Genomic DNA, 18,737 nt, shown 5'->3' with positions numbered 1-18,737 from the left:
AGCAGCAGATGCCCGAAGTCGGTGGCAAGACAATCGAAGTTCTCTTTAGCCCGGACGAGATTGCCGGTCGCAATCTCGAGCTCGCCAAGGCCATTGCTGAACGCAAGTTCCACAACCTGCTGACGATTTCGATCCTGAAGGGCTCCTTCATCTTTGCAGCCGACCTCATCCGCGCAATGCATGATGCGGGCGTGGAGCCCGATGTCGAATTCATCACGGTTTCAAGCTACGGCAAGGGCACGACAAGCGCCGAAGTTCGTCTTCTGCGCGATATCGACAGCGATGTTCGCGACCGCGATGTACTGCTGATCGATGATATTCTGGAGTCTGGAAAGACACTGAAATTCGTTCGCGAACTTATGCTGGAACGCGGAGCGCGGAGCGTCAGCATTGCTGTTCTTCTCGACAAGAGCGTGCGCCGCAAAGTCGATCTTGATGCCGATTTCGTGGCTTTCGAATGCCCCGACTATTTTGTCGTCGGTTATGGCATGGACGTTGGGCACGCCTTCCGCCAGTTGCCCTTTGTCGGTCGTGTGATGGATTAAGGCTCCGGCCTGCTTCTCAATCGAACTTCAGCAGGCGCTGCAGATATTCCTTTTCCATCTGCGGCGTCAGCGCATTACCAAGTTTGCGGCGGATTTCATCGAGAATTTCACGCGCGCGCTGAATATCGATTTCACCTGGAATCTTGACGTCATCGTTGAGGCCGCTGTCGCCGGTACCTTGCTGGCGCCCAAGCGGGTCCCTTCCCCGACTGCCATTGGCGCCACTTTGCCCCTGACCTTGCTGGCCCATGGCTTGCTGCATTTTCTGCATCATGTCGCGCCCGCCGCGACGCAGTGCATCGAGTGCGCTGCCCTGCTGGTCGCTTGCTTCGGCACCTTCGCTGCGGCCCAACGCATCAGTGGCGTTGCCCATTGATTTTCCGGCATCCGAAAAATCCTTGCCGGGTTCAATACCCATGCCTTTCAAATCGTCCATCAGTTTTTGCAGATCGGATTGAAGGTCCTTTTGCTGCTGCTGCAGCTTGCGCATGGTTTCCGCCATATCGGGTGGCACATCGCCTTTCCCGCCCTGACCGTTCTCGCTCTGGCCGTTTTCGGTTTCACCGCCCGGCTGTCCGCCGCCCATGGAACCGTCATCACCCGGGAACATGTTGTCGCCGAATTCGCCCTCACCATCGCTGCCACCGAATTGGCGTTGCATCTTCTGATCGAGATCGAAGGTTTCGTTCATCGTCTTTTGCTGGCGTTGCATCAGTTCGCCGAGCTTGTTCATCTGCTGCTGCATCTGGCCTTGTTGGCCCTGCTGACCTTGCCCCTGACCTTGCTGGCCCTGTTGCATCTGTCCCATCTGCAGATTGTTCATCAGGTTCTGCAATTGCGACAGCAGTTCTTCCGCCTGATCGCGTGAGCCCTGACGCGCGAGATTTTCGATCTGGTCCATCATGCGCTGGAGGTCTTTTTCCGTCAGCATTCGCGCATTGGGATCGGGAGCGGCTTGGCGCGCATTGGGATTCTGTTGCTGGCGCTGGGCGAATTCCCGCAGGAAATCCTGCATCGCCTTGCGTAGCTCTGCCGAAAGCTTTTCGATCTCCTCTTGTGAGGCGCCGTTCTGGAGAGCGTTTTTCAGGGCCTCCTGTGCTTGCCGCAGGCGCTTTTCGGCGGCGGACAGATTTCCATCTTCGATGCCAAGGGCCACCTGCCACATATAATCCGCTGCATCGCGCAAGGCGTCATCGCTCCTGGCGAGACGAAGACGTGTACCAATCGTGACCAGACCCAGATAATGGGCTGCATTCTTGATGGTTTCGTCCGGGCGAAGCGTGATTGCCGACAGCATGTCGAGCACATGATCGCGTTGCGTCGCATCGAGCGCGAGGATACGGCGCTGTTCCGCAACGGCGCGGGCAAGTGGATTGCTGAAAGGGCGCTCGGGCAAAGTGATGATCTTGGTTTCGCTGCGGCCCGTTTGTCCGGCGGCGTCGGTTACGACCAGCGTGAGCGCAACTTTTTCACCTGCCCAAGGATGCTCGGTCAGGTCTTTCGACGTCGTGGCGTCCTTCACACCGCGGCGCGGCAGTGCAAGCGGCAGTTCCGGTGCATCGTAGAGTGGTGCGGCTTCCTCATCCTCATCATTGTTGAGCGGGATGATCTCACCTTCGGCCTTTACCGGCGCGTAGTCGTCCTCGATCTGATAGGAAAGTTGCAATGTGCCATTCAGCGCGTGTCCCGGCTCTTTCGTGAAGCGGATCGTTGGCGGATTATCCGGCGTGACGACAAATTTCCAGCGGGCATCGGTGCCGGAAAGCGCTATGGTTTCATCCTGCTGCAAATCGTAGCGGAAGTTGCGGCTTCCATCGACGACGGCCTGTTCTGCAGGCTCCTTCTGGTCTTCCTTCGCGTTTACCGGCTGTACGTCGCGGCGCTCGCCCTTCGCATCGGTCGCAGTCAGGCGTTCGGAACCGCCACCGATCACGCGGACCGACAGAATGCTGCCTTGCGGTACATTGATTGCGGCCTGTTCGCTGTCGTTCGTCGTGGTCAGGAAGACCGGAGCACGGCCAGTATAGCGCGGCGGCGTTACCCATGCATCGATGCGGGCAACGGCGGTTCCATTGCTTGGACGGATATGAAAGGCATCGGCAATGCGCCCGCTGTTTGGGCTGAGGCTGTAGGCGAAGGCGGTCATGAAGAGCAGGGCGACCACCGCACGAATGCCGAAGGGATCGTGTTCGGGAACACGCGTATAAGGCAGGCCGGATTGCAGGTTCTTGAGCCGGTCCGCCATGCGGCGCTGGTGTTCCCGCCACAGGGCGACAGCGAATGGATCGTGTTCGCCTGTTGCCATATGGCCTGTCTGGACGGAAAGCGGTTCGTGAACGAGACCGTTGATCGCCTCGATACGACTTGTGACGTCGCTTTCTGCTGGGGTGCGAAACCGGAACGGCAGATAAAGCGCAATGAGGGTGGCAATACCGAATAGCGTCAGCACGCCGATATGCAGCCAACGGGGCATCATGCCGAACAGGCCGAACCAGCTCAGGCTGGCAAACAGACCGACGAGAAGAATCAGCGGCAGGATCAGCGGCCAGAACCGCTCGAAGCTGATCGAAAGAAAGGCACGCAGACGCAGACGGCGCAGGCTGGCGCCATCGCCTGAAAACAGCCGCAGAAAAACATCCCGCGCATGACGCGGCGGGTTTTTCCTGTCGTTGCTGCTATCTGTCTGCGGGGCCGCCTTAGGGGCAGTCATAGGTCTCGTCTTTCGCGTCAGCCGATTTCGGTTCGGCTGACAGGATAACATGCATCATGGCAAAGGCGAGGCTTTGCCCCGAGATTTATGGGCCATGATAAATGTGGGCCATGAATAATTATGGTCGCGAGACCTATAACCATTCCGGTACGGAATCGAGCGCGAGCAGTTCTTCATAGGTACGGCGCGCACGCACGACATGATAACGGTCGCCGTCGACCAGCACTTCGGGGATGAGCAGACGGCTGTTGTAGGTGCTGGAAAGCACCGCGCCATATGCACCCGTCGTGCAGACGGCAATCAGATCGCCTGGAGCAGGCTTTGCCACTTCCCGGTCGAGGCCGAGATAGTCGCCTGTTTCGCAGACCGGACCGACAAAATCGGCACGAATACGCGGCGCATCATCCTTCGGCAAAGTGACAGGCTTGATGTCGTGGAACGCATCATAAAGCGTCGGACGAATCAAATCGTTCATTGCCGCATCCACGATGACGAAGTTCTTGGCGTCGCCTTCCTTGACGAAGATCACTTCCGTTACCAGAAGCCCGGCATTGCCGACGATCAGGCGGCCCGGTTCGAACACCGTTTTCAGGCCCAGCGGCTTGATGTGCTTGGCGACGATTTCTGCATAGGCGACGGGTAGCGGCGGAGGTGTATTGTCTGTGCGGTAGGGAATGCCGAGTCCCCCGCCAACATCGACGTGGCGGATGTTGTGACCGTCGGCCTGCAGTTCCTTGACCAGTTGCGCCATCAGGGCGAATGCATTGTCGAAGGGTTCGAGGTCGATGATCTGGCTACCGATATGCATATCGATGCCGACCACGTCGAGACCGGGCAGGCTCGCTGCGCGCGCATAGGCCTCACGCGCCTTGACGCGCGGAATGCCGAACTTGTTTTCAGATTTGCCAGTTGAAATCTTGGCGTGGGTCTTCGCATCTACATCGGGATTGATGCGCAGCGATACGGATGCGACCTTGCCTGCCTTGACGGCGCGAGCGGAAAGAATTTCCAGCTCTGGTTCGGATTCAACATTGAAGCAATAGATGCCCGCTTCAAGCGCGAAGTCCATTTCGTGTGGAGTCTTGCCAACGCCTGAAAAGACGATCTTGTTGGCCGGGATGCCTGCAGCAAGCGCCCGGCGGATTTCGCCTTCCGAAACGGTGTCCGCGCCGGCACCAAGCTTCGCCAGAGTTTTCAGCACGGCCAGGTTCGAATTGGCCTTCAGCGCGTAGGTCACGAGCGTTTCCATGCCGGCGAAGGCTTCGCTGAACACGCGGAAATGACGCTCGATGGTCGCGCGGGAATAAACGTAAAAAGGGGTGCCAACGGCCTGTGCGATTTCAGGCAGGCTGACATTTTCGGCGTGAAGAACGCCGTTGCGATGTTCGAAATGGTTCACGGGAATGCCCTGCAGCAGAAACTTACAACAGCTTGTCGAGGATGATCGGCTTGTCTTCCTTCGGTTTCGGCTTGGTGTGGCCCTGTTCGTCCGTCACGACGGCGGATGGCGGCGGCTCCAGCGGGCCCTTGCGACCGCAAGCGGCGAGCGTTGCCGCAAGCGCGGCGATCAGAAGCACGGAAGAAATGGCGGAGCGGCCTGTCATCAGCTTTGGTTCCCGAAATATATGATCTTGCTCTAAGTTTTGTCTTTACGCATGTCTTCCAAAACCGGTTCCCACTTTTGGAAGACATGCTCTAGGTCTAACTCATAATGCCCGAAAGTGGAATCATCAGTTCGACAGATGATTCCACATGACGTCATGTTGATCGATTATCAGGCCTTGGTGATGCGCTTCTTCCAGTAACGAATCTGGCGACGCACCTCCTGCGGGGCCGTGCCACCGAAGGACTGACGGCTTTTCACTGATTTCTCGACCGTCAGATAGCCGAAAATCGCATCCGTGATGCCCGGATGAATCGACTGCAGTTCCTCAAGTGAAAGCTTCGCCAGATCGACCTTGCGGCTTTCAGCCAGAGCGACTGCGCGACCGGTGACGTGATGTGCCTCACGGAAGGGCAGCCCCAGTTCACGCACCAGCCAGTCGGCGAGATCGGTCGCAGTGGAATAGCCTGAACCGGCCGCCTTTTTCATTGACGCTACATTGATCGTCAGGTCGCGCACCATGCCGGCCATGGCGGCGATGGCGAGTTCCAGGTTTTCAGCTGCATCGAAGACCTGTTCCTTGTCTTCCTGCATGTCCTTGGAATAGGCGAGCGGCAGGCCCTTCATGATGGTCAGAAGCGCGACCAGCGAACCGTTGATACGGCCTGTCTTGGCGCGGACCAGTTCCGCAGCGTCCGGGTTTTTCTTCTGCGGCATGATCGACGAGCCGGTGGAAAAGGCATCGGACAGCCGCACGAAATTGAATTGCGGCGTCGACCAGATGACGATTTCTTCCGCAAGGCGCGAAAGATGACCGGCGCAGATGGCGCCAAGCGACAGAAACTCCAGCGCATAGTCGCGGTCGGAAACGCTATCGAGAGAATTGCGGGTCGGTTCGCGGAAGCCAAGCGTTTTGGCGGTCATGTGGCGGTCGATCGGGAAGCCGGTGCCTGCAAGGGCTGCAGCACCCAAAGGCGATTCGTCCATACGTTCGATTGCGTCACGCACGCGCGACAGGTCGCGACCGAACATTTCGACATAGGCCATGCAATGATGACCAAAAGTGACAGGCTGCGCGGTCTGGAGATGGGTGAAACCCGGCATGACCGTCGCCGCATGTTCTTCGGCGCGTTCCAGAAAAGCTTCGATCAGATTCTTGAGGGCGGCGGCGGTCTTTTCCAGTTCCTGCTTCACCCAGAGGCGAAAGTCGACGGCCACCTGATCGTTACGCGAACGGGCGGTGTGGAGCCGTCCGGCGGACGGGCCGATCAGATCGGCAAGCCGCGCCTCGATGTTCATATGAATGTCTTCGAGCTTGCGCGAGAAGGTGAACTTGCCGTCCTCGATTTCCTTGAGGATGGTTTTCAGACCATCTTCGATTTGTCGATGGTCTTCTGCCGCAATAATGCCTGTCTTTGCCAGCATGGCTGCATGGGCGAGCGAGCCTTGAATATCCTGCGCATAGAGCTTGCGGTCGAAGCCGATCGATGCATTGATCTCTTCCATGATCGCATCGGGCCCTGAGGCAAAACGGCCGCCCCACATCTGGTTGCTTGATTTTTGTTCGCTCATGCTCATATGCCCCGAGTGACGGTTTGGCGGAATATTGGAAAGAAGTAACGCGACATGGCAGAAGACAACGAAAAGGCGAATTCCGAACAGCAGGCGAAATCGGGAAATCGCAAGATCGTCCTTCTTGCCGCCCTTGCCGGTGTCATTGCCGGTATCGGGGCGGTATACGTGATGGAGCGCCCTTCTGGCAATGTGGTTGCCCAGAATGTTTCGACGAATGTTTCAGCGGAAAGCGATGAAGCTTCGGCGCAATGCGTGTTGAAAGCGGATAAGCTTAAGGCACTTGATACAGCTGCGACCGGGGGCGTGGCGGCGATGCGTGCCGCTGAAAAGCCGATTTCCGTCTCGCATATTGCTTTCACAGGCCCGGACGGCAAGCAGATGACTCTCGGCGATTTTAAGGGCAAGACACTGCTGGTCAATCTCTGGGCGACGTGGTGCGCGCCATGCCGCGAGGAAATGCCCGCTCTCGACAAGCTCGAGGCCGAAAAAGGCGGGGCCGATTTCGAGGTCGTCGCAATCAACATCGACACCGGCTCGGATGACAAGCCCAAGGGCTTTCTGAACGAAATTGGTATCAAGAATCTGACGCTACACCGGGACGCTTCCATGTCGAGCTTCAACGAACTGAAGCGCAAGAATCTGGCCTTCGGCCTTCCGGTGACGCTGCTGGTCGACAAGGACGGCTGCCAGATTGCATCCATGAACGGTCCAGCACCTTGGGATAGCCCGGAAGCGGCTAAACTCATCGAAGCGGCAAAGAATCTTTAGCCTCGACAAACGACGAAATCAGTGGCTTGCTCCCTTTTCAAGAGAGGGAGCCGCCCATGAGCCTTGAAGTCTGGCTTGCATTTTCCGCCGCGTCCATCGTGCTTCTGGTCATCCCGGGGCCGACCGTCTTGCTCGTCGTCTCCTATGCCTTGGGTCAAGGTTGGAAAGCGGCTTTCCCGATGGCTGTCGGTGTCGCCCTTGGCGACTTTACCGCGATGACGCTTTCCATGCTTGGCGTGGGTGCGCTGCTGGCAGCGTCGGCAACCGTGTTCACCACCGTTAAATGGGCAGGTGCCGCTTATCTGATCTGGCTCGGCATAAAACTGTTTCGCGCTGGTGGAACACTTCATGCCAGTGCCCGACACGACAAGGTGCATCCGGCGCGGATGCTGGTTCATGCGTGGCTCGTGACAGCGCTCAATCCGAAGAGCATCACCTTTTTCGTTGCTTTTCTTCCGCAGTTTCTTAGCCCGCACCGGGATTTCCTCACCCAGATGCTGGTTTTCGAAAGCACGTTCCTCGTGCTCGCTTTTCTCAATGCCTTTGCCTATGCACTTCTGGCAACCCGCGCACGCCGCTTCTTCTCAAGCGAACGCGCGCTGCGCATTTTCAATCGGGCTGGCGGAACATTGCTGATCGGTGCTGGCGTCGCGACCGCCTCAATGCGATCAACCTGAGACGAAACCCGCACGTTTTAGCCGGACGATGGCAAGATCAAGTGCGGAAAGGAATGCAGAGCGGTCCTTGGGCGAAAATGGAGCGGGTCCGCCTGTAACTTCGCCTGCGGAACGCAAACTATCCATCAGATTGCGCGTCGCCAGCGTGTTGCCGATGGTGTTTTGGGTGTGAACGCGTCCGTTCGGTGCGATCACCGAAGCGCCTTTTTCGAGCGAGCGGCTGGCCAAAGGAATGTCGGCGGTAATCACGATTGCACCCGGTCGCGAATTCTCGGCAATCCAGTCGTCAGCGGCGTCGAGCTTGTCCGATACGATAACCCGTTCGACACGCTCCGCATCGCGGGGAATGGCAATGAAACTGTTGGCCACCAGCATGACCGGCAGATTGTGCCGTTCCGCCACGCGATAGATTTCAGCTTTCACCGGGCAGGCGTCAGCATCGACGAGAATGCGGATGGTTTCAGGTTCAATGTTCATGCCGCTTCATAAAATGCGGGCGGCTGTTTGGCAAATTCAACGCTGCGATCAGTTTTATGCGATAGGCGTTTGCCGCAAAGCGGTATAAGGCGGGCCGCGAAAGTGAGAGTTCTGCCATGGCCGCCCGTTTGTTCCCCGTCATGTTTGTCCTGCTTTGGGCCACCGGTTTTATCGGAGCCGGGCTTTCCATGCCTTATGCCGAACCATTTACTTTCATGGCGGTGCGTTTTTCCATCGCGGCTGTCATCATGACACTTTGGGCGCTAGCGAGCCGGAGTATCTGGCCGAAAGGCGATGTGCTTCTTCATGCGGCGATTGCCGGTTGTCTCATCCACGGCGTTTATCTTTCCGCCTTGTTCTGGGCCGTTCACCACGGCCTGCCTGCGGGAATGTCCGGTCTGGTGGCGGGCCTTCAGCCGATGTTGACCACGCTGATTGCGGCCATTCTTCTGGGAGAACGAGCGAGCGGGCGGCAATGGACAGGGCTTCTGATCGGTTTCTGCGGCGTCGCCATGGTGGTATGGCCGAAGTTTTCGGCTGGCAGCGGTGTCGATCCGAAAAGCCTGGCGGCGGCATTTTTGGCTGTGGTGGCGATCAGCACTGGCACAGTCTGGCAGAAGCGGTTCGGCACGGCTGGTGATCTCAAGGCCGGGACGGCGGTGCAATATATCGCTGCGGCCATTTTGACTGCTATCTGTGCCTTTGCTTTCGAAACACGCGTCATGATCTGGTCGCCATCGCTGATTTTTGCGCTGGTCTGGCTGACGCTCGCCATTTCTATCGGTGCCATTCTGGCGCTTCTCGTCATGATCCGCGAAGGCGCCATGTCGAAAGTCGCATCGTTGTTTTATCTGGTGCCCGGCACCGCCGCGATCATGGCCTATCTGATTTTTGGTGAAACGCTATCGGCAATCCAGATTGCAGGTATGGTGGTGACGACGCTTGGCGTTGCACTGACTACTTTACGTCGATGAGCTCGGGTTGTTGTTCGCGCTTGCGAAAAATCATGATCGCGGCGTTTATTTCCGCACCGATGATGAAAATTGCTGACAGCATATAGAGAAAGACGATCGCCACCATGATGGAGGCGAGGCCCGCATAGGTCGTTACATAGGTGGCGAAAGTTTCCAGATATTTTGCAAAGGCCATTGCGGCGGCAAGCCAGGCGATGAGCGTGATCAATATGCCGGGCAGGATATCGCCGAGGCTGCGCCGTCCGGCTGGAAGCCAGATATGCACCATGAACAGTGCCAGAACCAGAACCCCCACTGCCACAGTATAGCGCCAGAAGGCAATCGTGCCTGTGAACGGCGCTATATCGGGAAACCATTGTTCGGCAAGACGCACGGCAAGCGGGGCCAGAACCAGCAGAAAGCTGATTGCCATCAGGCTCAGAGTGCCGACGAGAACGAAGCCCAGACTTTGCAAGCGGCAGAAAATGATCGAGCGCTGGTCGCTGACGCGATAGGCTCGGTTGAGCGCGATGCGCAGCGCCTCCACGCCATTGGAGGCAAAATAGGCGGCTGCGATGACACTGAGCGTTAGCAGTCCGCTGCGCTGCACGGTCAGCACGTTCATCACTTCGTTGGCAATTGGGGCAGCGATGTTCGACGGCCACATATCGAAGATGACATGCACCGCCGTATCGGCGAATTCCTTGGTGCCGAGAAAGCTTGCAAGCGTGGTGGCAAAGATGAGGAACGGAAACAATGCCATCAGGCCGGAAAGGGCAATATGGCTGGCGAAGGCCCAGCCATCGTCCGAACTGAAATGACCGATGACATCATAGGTGATCTGACGGAGAAAACGTCTGATTTTTCGCATCCGCAGATTTGTCCCTCAAAGCCTTGGTCGGTATTCGATAGTGTTCAGCCGGTGTTTCAAGGCCTTAAATCTAGCATTGGTCTGCGGATTGCAAGGGCGGGACCCGTTTTAAACCGGAGCCGAATCAAGCAAGCTTGGCGAAACGGCAGCGGGAAACGAACATATGGCTCCGGCACAAACCGGTCAGAACCGACAGCGTAATATCATTATCACCGGCTGTTCCTCCGGTATCGGTGCCTATTGTGCCGAAGCACTGCACAGTCAAGGCTGGCGCGTCTTTGCGACCGCCCGCAAGGATGCGGATATTGCGGCACTCAAGGCAAAGGGAATGGAAGCCCATTATCTCGACTATACGGAGCCGCAGTCGATCGCGGTCTTAGCCGATGAGGTGCTGCGCCAGACGGACGGCAAGCTCGATGCCCTGTTCAATAATGGTGCTTATGCTCAACCCGGCGCGATAGAGGACTTGCCGGTCGAAGCCTTACGCCAGCAGTTCGAAGCCAATTTCTTCGGTTGGCACGACCTTACCCGACGCTTGGTTCCGGTCATGCGCAGGCAAGGGCATGGGCGCATCGTGCATTGCTCGTCGATCCTCGGTCTCGTGCCGATGAAATGGCGCGGTGCTTATGTGGCGTCAAAGTTTGCGCTTGAAGGGCTGATGCTTGCGCAGCGCATGGAGCTGGAAGGTTCCGGTATCGATGTGTCGCTGATTGAACCCGGCCCGATTGCTTCGCGCTTCACTTACAACGCCGCCAGCCATGCTAGAGCCAATATCGACATGGAAGCTTCGGTGCATCGCGAGCTTTACCAGCGCCAGATGGCGAAACTGGAAGGTGGCGGTACAAAATCCAAGAACAAGCTTGGACCGGAAGCCGTCTATGCTGTACTGCTTCATGCATTGGAGGCGCCGCGTCCCCGCCCGCATTATGTGGTGACGAGACCGGCGAAACTTGGGTCACTGGCACGACGTCTGATGCCTGCCCGCTGGCTCTACCGGATGCTGTCCGACCAGTCATGAGGTCAGGGACGGTGCGCATGGGAAGGAAATAAAATGGACGTTCTGTTCAAGGGCGCGGCAATGGTGGCCATGTTTGCTGTGGCCGTCGTTCTGATCATCGGTCTGCGCAACATGATGCGCGGCGGTGACGGCAATTTCTCGAACAAGATGATGCAGCTGCGTGTTTTCCTGCAGTTCATTGCCATCGTTCTGATCGTTGGTGCGATCTATTTTGCCCGCCAGAAAACTGGCCAGTAAATATGGTCAAGCTCAACAAGATCTATACCCGCACGGGCGACAAGGGCACGACCGGACTTGCCAGCGGACCACGGCGGCTGAAGTCGGACCTGCGCGTCGAAGCCTATGGCACGGTGGATGAAACCAATGCCTGCATTGGCATGGCGCGCCTTCACACCGGCGGCGAAGATAATCCTCATGCGCAAATCGATGCCATGCTGGGTCGTATCCAAAATGATCTTTTCGACCTTGGTGCGGATCTTTCAACCCCGGATGACGGCAAGCCGCTCGCCTATGAACCGCTGCGCATCGTCGCATCGCAGGTTTCGCGTGTGGAAGCCGATATTGATCTCCTCAATACCGATTTGCAGCCGCTGCGTTCGTTCATTCTTCCGGGCGGTTCGGCGGCATCGGCTGCATTGCATCTCGCTCGCACGGTTTCACGCCGGGCCGAGCGCCTGATGGTTGCGCTTGCCCGCGTCGAAGGAGAGGTCGTTTCGGCGGAGGCTTTGCAATATATGAACCGCCTCTCCGATTTCCTGTTCGTGGCGTCGCGAACCGTCAACGATAACGGCGCGCAGGACGTTCTCTGGGTGCCCGGCGCCAACCGCTAATCAGACGCCACGTCTGTTGCCCCAGATCAGCACGTGAAGCTGGGGCAGGACGTGCGCTTCGTACCAGCCATCCGCAATTACCTTTTCGACCAGCCATTCCATTCGCCGCATGATGCCGTCGATATCGATTGCGGCATCATGTGCTTCGGGCGGCGGCGGTGTGTGATTGCCGGGCTGGAGATAGACCGGTAGACCGGAATATTGACTGGCTACATCTTTCGCGAAGGCATAATCGGCATCGTTAAAGATGACGAATTTCAGCACCGTTCGCGGCGTTGTGCCTGCAGCCTCGACACAGGCCGCCAGCGCGTCGAAATCGGAGCTCATGCCGCTTGAAGGTGGTTTTGGGCTCAGTACCAGTGCGTCGAGCGCGGAAAACCAGTCTTGCGCGACCGATCCTTGGGTTTCCAGTGCAAAGCGATAGCCTTCGGTCTTGCCGTGCTCGATCAAGGGCCCCAGCGGTTGAATGGCCGGATTGCCGCCCGAAAGTGACACTGTTAGTGGCTTATTTCGGGAAAGTGTCGTCACTTCACCCCAAATCGCTTCAACACTCATCGCCTTCCACTCGTGGCGAAAGCGGCTTTCGACGGCGTGCAGGCTGTCGCACCAGACGCAGCGATAATCGCAGCCACCGGCTCGCACGAAGACGGTCGGCTCACCGATCAGCACACCTTCGCCCTGTATCGTAGGGCCGAAAATCTCTGCGATGCGTATTTGCTTCACGGTCTGTACTCGGCCCATGTCTTGGGCGTTTCACTGACCCGCACGGCGGAAATTTCCGGCCAGCGCGCATAACACCATTCGAAAAAATGCCGGGCAAGGGTTTCAGCCGTGCTCTGGTCGTGGCCCAGAACATCGTTGAGATGGCGGTGGTCAAAACAATCATCGATGTAGCGCTTGAACGGTGCCAGCTCATGATAATCACGGACAAAGCCGTGCTGGTTAAGATCGTCAGCCGAGAGCTCGACCTCAACAATATAATTGTGGCCGTGCAGGCGGGCGCATTGATGATCGTCCGGGAGGCCAGTCAGTTGATGCGATGCGGAGAAATGAAATTCCTTGGTAATGCGAAACATCAGGCGTTCCTCTTCTCGATTGCCGAGCGCCAGAAATCCGCATCTTCATAGAGGGTCGGGTCTTGGATGCCGGCGAGATGGAAGGCTTCGCGTCGCTCGACGCAGGTGCCGCAGCGTCCGCAGTGATGTTCACCGCCCTTGTAGCAGGACCAGGTCGCTGCAAAAGGCGTACCGTATTTTGCGCCGTCGATAACGATGTCGGCTTTGGATGCGTGCACATAAGGCGCGAGCAGTTTTATGTCTGCATAACCGTCCAATGCATGGTTCTGCATCGTCTGGAAAGCATCGATAAAACCGGGGCGGCAGTCGGGATAAATGAAGTGATCGCCGCCATGGACGGCAAGGGCTATCGCCTCGGCTTTTTGGGCAGCGGCTACGCCGAATGCTATTGCCAGCATAATCGCATTGCGGTTCGGAACGACGGTGATCTTCATCGTTTCTTCGGCATAGTGTCCGTCCGGCACATCGATATTGTCAGTGAGGGCGGAGCCGGTCAGGCTGGCACCGATGTTGGTGATATCGATGATCTGGTGGGGAACGCCGAGCCTTTCGGCGCAGGCTTTGGCCGAATCCAGTTCCTTTTTGTGACGCTGGCCATAGTCGAAGGAGAGGAGGGCGGTGAGTTGGTGTTCGGTTGCTATTCTGTAAGCAAGCGAAACGGAATCGAGTCCGCCGGAGCAGACGACGAGCGTTTTCATAAGTCAGGGTTCCTTGTTTTGACCGGGTAGGCTGCGACCGGATTGCGAGGCGTTACCTAAAGCATGGCGCATCGCTTGTAAACGACATGAAAACGGGAGGTGTCGGGTTGCTCGGTTTTGGAATGACCTCTTGTCAGAATAAATTGATTTTAATCGATATAGCGGCCTGTGCCTGATTGACGTGCACGTCAACCGTCTTTAGGTTTCGTGCCGGTTCCCGGCGGATAGGCAGCGCATTTGCGTCATAACCCAAGTTACGCTGGTGCCGCTTTCATGTCGGATTTTGACATGCGGGTGGGAGTTCACGGCGGCATAGTCGTGCTGCAAGAGTCATTGAAGAGGTAATCGCGGATGAAAGTCCTTGTCGCAGTGAAACGGGTTGTCGATTACAACGTAAAGATCCGTGTAAAGGGAGACGGTTCGGGCGTTGAGCTTGCGAACGTCAAGATGTCGATGAACCCTTTCGATGAGATCGCGGTTGAAGAAGCGATCCGTCTGAAGGAAGCGGGCAAGGTGACGGAAATCGTCGCGGTTTCGGTCGGCCCGGCACAGGCACAGGAAACGCTGCGTACCGCACTTGCCATGGGCGCCGATCGTGCGATCCTGGTGAAGTCGGACGAAACGGTTGAGCCGCTTGGCGTTGCCAAGGTTCTCAAGGGCGTGGTCGATGCGGAAAAGCCGGATCTCGTCTTCCTCGGCAAGCAGGCAATCGACGATGATTCCAACCAGACTGGCCAGATGCTTTCGGCCCTTCTCAACTGGAGCCAGGCGACGTTCGCCTCGAAGGTGGAACTGGGCGACGGTTCGGCCAAGGTAACGCGCGAAGTTGATGGTGGTCTCCAGACCATCGACGTGAAGCTTCCGGCTATCGTTACGGTCGATCTTCGTTTGAACCAGCCGCGCTATGCGTCGCTGCCGAACATCATGAAGGCCAAGAAGAAGCCGCTTGACGAGAAGTCGCCTGCCGATTTCGGCGCCGACATTGCGCCGCGTCTCAAGGTCCTGAAGACTGAAGAGCCGGGTGGCCGCAAGGCTGGCGTGAAGGTCGGTTCAGTTTCTGAACTGGTCGAGAAGCTCAAGGCCGACGGCGTACTCTAAAGAAATCGGAAGGGACGATATAAATGGCTATTCTTCTTATTGCCGAACATGACAATGCAACCCTTTCCGACCAGACGGCGAAGGCGCTGACGGCAGCTGCCCAGATCGGCGGCGACGTGGATGTTCTGGTTGCAGGCAAGGGCGCGAAGGCTGCAGCCGATGCCGCCGCCAAGCTCAAGGGTGTGCGTAAGGTTCTGCTCGCTGAAAGTGATGGACTGGAAAACCGTCTGGCCGAGCCAACGGCCGCTCTCATCGTGGAACTGGCAGGCAATTACGACACGATCATTGCTCCGGCAACGACCTCGGCCAAGAACATCCTGCCGCGCGTTGCAGCGCTTCTCGATGTGATGCAGTTGTCCGAAATCATGGAAGTCGTGTCGGCTGATACGTTCAAGCGTCCGATCTATGCGGGCAATGCGATCCAGACGGTGCAGTCGACAGACGCCAAGAAGGTCATCACCGTTCGTACGGCTTCGTTCCAGGCGACTGCTGAGGGTGGTTCGGCTGCAGTTGAAAGCGTCAATGCAGCAGCCGATCCGGCGCTGTCGAGCTTCGTCGGCAATGCATTGTCGGATTCGGACCGTCCGGAACTGACCTCTGCCAAGATCATCATCTCCGGCGGTCGTGCGCTCGGTTCTGCCGAAAAGTTCCAGGAAGTGATCCTGCCGGTTGCCGACAAGCTCGGTGCAGCGGTCGGCGCAAGCCGTGCTGCAGTCGATGCGGGCTACGCGCCGAACGACTGGCAGGTTGGCCAGACCGGCAAGGTGGTTGCCCCGGATCTCTACATCGCCGTCGGAATCTCTGGTGCGATCCAGCATCTGGCCGGTATGAAGGACAGTCGCGTGATCGTGGCGATCAACAAGGACGAGGAAGCGCCGATCTTCCAGGTGGCCGATTACGGCCTCGTCGGCGATCTCTTTACGATCCTGCCGGAACTGCAAAAAGCGCTTTAATCGATCAGAAAGCGGCGGGCTAGTCCCGCCGCTTTTTCATTTGGAAAGCCTTCTGATACGAAAGCGCTGTTTTGCTTTTCTCTGAATGAGGGCTGTATCCGTCTCGGGCAGAATTGGTATAGTGAAGCATTTCCAGCAAAAGTGCGAAGCGGTTTTGCGTTGGACAATGCGAAAAGACAAAGACAGAGCATTTCCAGCAAAAGTGCGAAGCGGTTTTGCTGGGGGTAATATGTAAGAACAAAAGTTAGAGCATATGCTCTCGGCCTCGGCTCTGTTGTGGGGCGGCTGAATGAAGGAGTTATGACTGTGGCAATCAAGACGGTAGGGGTGGTCGGCGCAGGACAGATGGGCAGCGGTATTGCTCATGTATGCGCGCTGGCCGGGTTCGATGTGCTTCTTCACGATGCGGCAGCGGACCGGCTGGAAAAGGGCATCGCCACCATCAATGGCAACATGGCGCGTCAGGTTGCCTCAGGCAAACTGCTGGAAGACCAACGCGCAGCGGCGATGAAGCTTATCCGTCCGGCAAATTCCATGGAGGATCTGGCGGGTGTCGATCTAGCCATCGAAGCGGCAACGGAAGACGAAACCGTCAAGCGCAAGATTTTTGCGCAGCTTTGCACGGTTCTGAACCCCGAAGCGATTCTCGCAACCAACACGTCGTCGATCTCGATCACACGTCTCGCATCCACGACCGACCGTCCAGAGCGTTTTATCGGCATTCATTTCATGAATCCCGTTCCTGTGATGAAGCTTGTCGAACTGGTGCGCGGCATCGCAACGGATGAGGAAACCTTCCGCAAGTCGAACGATTTCGTGACCGCGCTTGGCAAGACGGTAACCGTTGCCGAGGATTTTCCGGCCTTTATTGTCAATCGCATTCTGTTGCCGATGATCAACGAGGCCATCTACACGCTTTATGAAGGGGTCGGCAGCGTCGAAGCTATCGATACAGCCATGAAGCTAGGCGCCAACCACCCGATGGGGCCGCTACAGCTCGCCGATTTCATTGGCCTCGATACCTGCCTCTCCATCATGCAGGTTCTGCACGACGGGCTGGCGGATTCCAAGTATCGCCCGTGCCCGCTTCTGGTCAAATATGTCGAAGCAGGCTGGCTGGGACGCAAGACGGGTCGCGGCTTTTACGATTATCGTGGTGAGCATCCGGTTCCGACGCGGTAAGGCGCTTGAACTTTTGAACATGAAAGGCCGGTTAAAACCGGCCTTTTCTAATTGTGGCGACAATTCGCGGCCTGTGGAAAAGCTTGAACATCCTTACCATTAACTTACCCTTAACCATAAGGGTTCAGAGCTTATTCATCTTTGATTGTTAAAGTTTTCATTAAGATGTTCGGAAATGAACAACGTTTCAGAGCCCGGTTAGTCGGGACAGGACGGGCATCCATTCCGAACAGCATGTTTTTTGACGAAGGTGAAGACGATGAGCATTCTTGTTCAGCTGCGTGACAGCGTTAATGTCATCCGCGAGTTCGTTGCACCGAGCTACAGGCCCGAGCGCCATTATATGCGCGGGCCAGGCCCGGCTTGCGCCGCACGCACGCACCATTGATATGAGCGCTTAAAGCCTCCGTTTGCTTGGCGAACGGACCGGCATTTAAAAAAGTAAAGCCAGAACGGTTCACCGCTCTGGCTTTTGTTTTTGGCCACCGCGTGTGAGTGCGGATTATTCCAGACCTTCAAACAAAGCCGTCGAAAGATAGCGTTCGGCAAAGGACGGAATGATGATGACGATGTTCTTGCCAGCGTTTTCCGGGCGCTTGCCGATTTCAACAGCGGCGGTCAGAGCCGCGCCGGAAGAAATGCCGACGGGAATGCCTTCGAGACGGGCCAATAGGCGCGCATTGGCAAAAGCGTCTTCGTTGGAGACCTGAACGACCTCATCATAGATGCTGGTATCGAGCGTCTTCGGGGCGAAGCCTGCGCCGATGCCCTGAATTTTGTGCGGGCCGGGTGCGCCACCGGAAAGTACCGGTGAATCCTTCGGTTCCACGGCGATCACCTTGAAGGACGGCTTGCGCCCCTTGATGACCTGACCGACACCGGTAATCGTGCCGCCGGTGCCGATGCCGGAGATCAGGATATCTGCTTCCCCATTGGTGTCGTTCCAGATTTCCTCAGCCGTCGTGAGGCGATGGATTTCCGGGTTGGCCGGATTTTCGAACTGCTGCGGAATGATTGCGTTCGGGTTGCCTTCCGCAATGGCTTCCGCTTCCGCAATAGCACCCTTCATGCCTTTTGCGCCTTCGGTCAGAACCAGTTCGGCACCGAGAAGCTTCAAAAGCTTGCGGCGTTCCACCGACATGGTTTCCGGCATGGTGAGAACGAGGCGATAACCCTTGGCCGCAGCGGCAAAGGCAAGGGCAATGCCGGTATTGCCGGAAGTCGGCTCGACGAAGACTGTCTTGCCCGGCACGGCGCGACCGTCGCGTTCCAGAGCTTCGATCAGCGCCAGACCGATACGGTCCTTCACACTGGCCAGAGGGTTGAAGAACTCCAGCTTGGCCAGAAGATTGGCTTCCACGCCCTTTTCCTTGGCGAACTTGTCAATGCGCACAAGCGGTGTATTGCCGATTGTGTCGAGGATGGAATCGTAAACGCGGCCACGGCCTGCGGTCTTACCAGCTTGTGGTTCGTTCAGGGGCTTGTTCATGGCGTGATCTCCCTATTTGTCGCGCAAAGTTTAAGAGGAAACTGCGCAAAAGCATAGTTGGGTACGTGCGCCCGGCACATCAAGTTTAGAAATTTATTCTTTATAATTGAATAAATTGGAAGTAAATTCCATCATAATTGGGAGGGAGCGTATTAGCTTGGGGTAAAGCTTGATTGATCCGCGTCAATGCGTTGCGACGGGGAGGCGCGCATCA

21 protein-coding genes are annotated in these 18,737 nt (G+C 57.0%); 11 read left to right on the top strand and 10 right to left on the bottom strand.

Going from position 1 to position 18,737, the window contains the following annotated elements; all coding sequences use genetic code 11:
* Positions 1 to 8: 8 nt before the first annotated feature.
* On the top strand, positions 9 to 545 hold the full coding sequence (hpt, locus tag LJ361_RS21670; RefSeq protein ID WP_010657532.1) for a hypoxanthine phosphoribosyltransferase: 537 nt from the start codon (positions 9 to 11) through the stop codon (positions 543 to 545).
* 16 nt (positions 546 to 561) lie between these two features.
* On the opposite strand, the gene LJ361_RS21665 is transcribed toward hpt, so the two are convergent.
* From LJ361_RS21665 to argH, 4 genes are all read right to left on the bottom strand, one after another.
* Positions 562 to 3,255: a TIGR02302 family protein gene (locus LJ361_RS21665; RefSeq protein WP_010657531.1), complete on the bottom strand. Its 2,694-nt coding sequence runs from the start codon at positions 3,253 to 3,255 to the stop codon at positions 562 to 564.
* Between the two features lie 133 nt (positions 3,256 to 3,388).
* On the bottom strand, positions 3,389 to 4,654 hold the full coding sequence (lysA, locus tag LJ361_RS21660) for a diaminopimelate decarboxylase (RefSeq protein ID WP_036584694.1): 1,266 nt from the start codon (positions 4,652 to 4,654) through the stop codon (positions 3,389 to 3,391).
* A 22-nt stretch (positions 4,655 to 4,676) separates the two neighbouring features.
* Positions 4,677 to 4,859: an LPS translocon maturation chaperone LptM gene (gene lptM, locus LJ361_RS21655; protein WP_006467922.1), complete on the bottom strand. Its 183-nt coding sequence runs from the start codon at positions 4,857 to 4,859 to the stop codon at positions 4,677 to 4,679.
* A gap of 170 nt (positions 4,860 to 5,029) precedes the next feature.
* Positions 5,030 to 6,430, bottom strand: coding sequence for an argininosuccinate lyase (argH, locus tag LJ361_RS21650; protein WP_010657529.1), 1,401 nt, complete (start codon positions 6,428 to 6,430; stop codon positions 5,030 to 5,032).
* A 54-nt stretch (positions 6,431 to 6,484) separates the two neighbouring features.
* Between argH and tlpA the strand changes: the two genes are divergently transcribed.
* Together tlpA and LJ361_RS21640 are read left to right on the top strand one after the other, a co-directional pair.
* A complete protein-coding gene (gene tlpA / locus LJ361_RS21645; RefSeq protein ID WP_029929736.1) occupies positions 6,485 to 7,201 on the top strand; it encodes a thiol:disulfide interchange protein TlpA in 717 nt (238 codons plus the stop codon).
* A gap of 56 nt (positions 7,202 to 7,257) precedes the next feature.
* Positions 7,258 to 7,878, top strand: a complete 621-nt coding sequence (locus tag LJ361_RS21640) for a LysE family translocator (RefSeq protein WP_010657527.1) — start codon at positions 7,258 to 7,260, stop codon at positions 7,876 to 7,878.
* On the opposite strand, the gene LJ361_RS21635 is transcribed toward LJ361_RS21640, so the two are convergent.
* Positions 7,870 to 8,355, bottom strand: a complete 486-nt coding sequence (locus tag LJ361_RS21635; protein WP_010657526.1) for a YaiI/YqxD family protein — start codon at positions 8,353 to 8,355, stop codon at positions 7,870 to 7,872. The two genes, LJ361_RS21640 and LJ361_RS21635, sit on opposite strands and share 9 nt — an antisense overlap.
* 116 nt (positions 8,356 to 8,471) lie before the next feature.
* Between LJ361_RS21635 and LJ361_RS21630 the strand changes: the two genes are divergently transcribed.
* Positions 8,472 to 9,329 carry a DMT family transporter gene (locus LJ361_RS21630; RefSeq protein ID WP_010657525.1) on the top strand — a complete coding sequence of 286 codons (858 nt, stop codon included), beginning with the start codon at positions 8,472 to 8,474 and terminating at the stop codon, positions 9,327 to 9,329.
* On the opposite strand, the gene LJ361_RS21625 is transcribed toward LJ361_RS21630, so the two are convergent.
* Complete coding sequence (locus tag LJ361_RS21625) at positions 9,313 to 10,179, bottom strand: YihY/virulence factor BrkB family protein (RefSeq protein ID WP_010657524.1); 867 nt, start codon at positions 10,177 to 10,179, stop codon at positions 9,313 to 9,315. The genes LJ361_RS21630 and LJ361_RS21625 overlap by 17 nt on opposite strands.
* Before the next feature lie 163 nt (positions 10,180 to 10,342).
* Here LJ361_RS21625 and LJ361_RS21620 point away from each other — a divergent pair, with 163 nt between their 5' ends.
* From LJ361_RS21620 to LJ361_RS21610, 3 genes are read left to right on the top strand one after another with little or no spacing between them, the layout of a single operon-like run.
* Positions 10,343 to 11,197: an SDR family oxidoreductase gene (locus LJ361_RS21620; protein ID WP_010657523.1), complete on the top strand. Its 855-nt coding sequence runs from the start codon at positions 10,343 to 10,345 to the stop codon at positions 11,195 to 11,197.
* A 33-nt stretch (positions 11,198 to 11,230) separates the two neighbouring features.
* Positions 11,231 to 11,434, top strand: a complete 204-nt coding sequence (locus LJ361_RS21615; RefSeq protein WP_010657522.1) for a twin transmembrane helix small protein — start codon at positions 11,231 to 11,233, stop codon at positions 11,432 to 11,434.
* A 2-nt stretch (positions 11,435 to 11,436) separates the two neighbouring features.
* The gene (locus LJ361_RS21610; RefSeq protein ID WP_010657521.1) at positions 11,437 to 12,027 is read left to right on the top strand and encodes a cob(I)yrinic acid a,c-diamide adenosyltransferase; all 591 of its coding nucleotides are present in this window, start codon (positions 11,437 to 11,439) and stop codon (positions 12,025 to 12,027) included.
* Here LJ361_RS21610 and queE read toward each other — a convergent pair whose 3' ends face one another.
* Genes queE through queC form a run of 3 tightly spaced genes read right to left on the bottom strand, consistent with a single transcriptional unit; the run spans position 12,028 to position 13,801 of the window.
* Positions 12,028 to 12,768: a 7-carboxy-7-deazaguanine synthase QueE gene (gene queE, locus LJ361_RS21605; RefSeq protein WP_029375799.1), complete on the bottom strand. Its 741-nt coding sequence runs from the start codon at positions 12,766 to 12,768 to the stop codon at positions 12,028 to 12,030.
* On the bottom strand, positions 12,747 to 13,103 hold the full coding sequence (gene queD / locus LJ361_RS21600) for a 6-carboxytetrahydropterin synthase QueD (protein ID WP_010657519.1): 357 nt from the start codon (positions 13,101 to 13,103) through the stop codon (positions 12,747 to 12,749). Before queD ends, queE begins: the two co-directional genes overlap by 22 nt.
* Entirely contained in the window at positions 13,103 to 13,801 is a 699-nt protein-coding gene (gene queC / locus LJ361_RS21595) for a 7-cyano-7-deazaguanine synthase QueC (RefSeq protein ID WP_010657518.1), read from the bottom strand. The genes queD and queC overlap by 1 nt, the downstream gene beginning before the upstream one ends.
* A 351-nt stretch (positions 13,802 to 14,152) precedes the next feature.
* Here queC and LJ361_RS21590 point away from each other — a divergent pair, with 351 nt between their 5' ends.
* From LJ361_RS21590 to LJ361_RS21575, 4 genes are all read left to right on the top strand, one after another.
* Entirely contained in the window at positions 14,153 to 14,899 is a 747-nt protein-coding gene (locus LJ361_RS21590; protein WP_010657517.1) for an electron transfer flavoprotein subunit beta/FixA family protein, read from the top strand.
* 23 nt (positions 14,900 to 14,922) lie between these two features.
* A complete protein-coding gene (locus LJ361_RS21585; protein WP_010657516.1) occupies positions 14,923 to 15,852 on the top strand; it encodes an electron transfer flavoprotein subunit alpha/FixB family protein in 930 nt (309 codons plus the stop codon).
* Between the two features lie 306 nt (positions 15,853 to 16,158).
* Positions 16,159 to 17,034 (top strand): 3-hydroxybutyryl-CoA dehydrogenase, encoded by an 876-nt coding sequence (locus LJ361_RS21580; RefSeq protein ID WP_029375798.1) that lies wholly within the window; start codon positions 16,159 to 16,161, stop codon positions 17,032 to 17,034.
* Positions 17,035 to 17,293: 259 nt separating this feature from the next.
* Positions 17,294 to 17,422 carry a hypothetical protein gene (locus LJ361_RS21575; protein ID WP_255362115.1) on the top strand — a complete coding sequence of 43 codons (129 nt, stop codon included), beginning with the start codon at positions 17,294 to 17,296 and terminating at the stop codon, positions 17,420 to 17,422.
* A 114-nt stretch (positions 17,423 to 17,536) separates the two neighbouring features.
* Here the strand turns inward: LJ361_RS21575 and cysK are convergent, their stop codons facing one another.
* Positions 17,537 to 18,523 carry a cysteine synthase A gene (gene cysK / locus LJ361_RS21570; RefSeq protein ID WP_010657514.1) on the bottom strand — a complete coding sequence of 329 codons (987 nt, stop codon included), beginning with the start codon at positions 18,521 to 18,523 and terminating at the stop codon, positions 17,537 to 17,539.
* Between the last annotated feature and the right edge of the window lie 214 nt (positions 18,524 to 18,737).

This window comes from Brucella sp. JSBI001, assembly GCF_026014005.1.
GTDB classification, from domain to species: Bacteria; Pseudomonadota; Alphaproteobacteria; order Rhizobiales; family Rhizobiaceae; genus Brucella; species Brucella anthropi.
The sequence above is the reverse complement of the archived record's forward strand: the minus strand, read 5'-3'. Positions and strand labels throughout refer to the sequence as shown.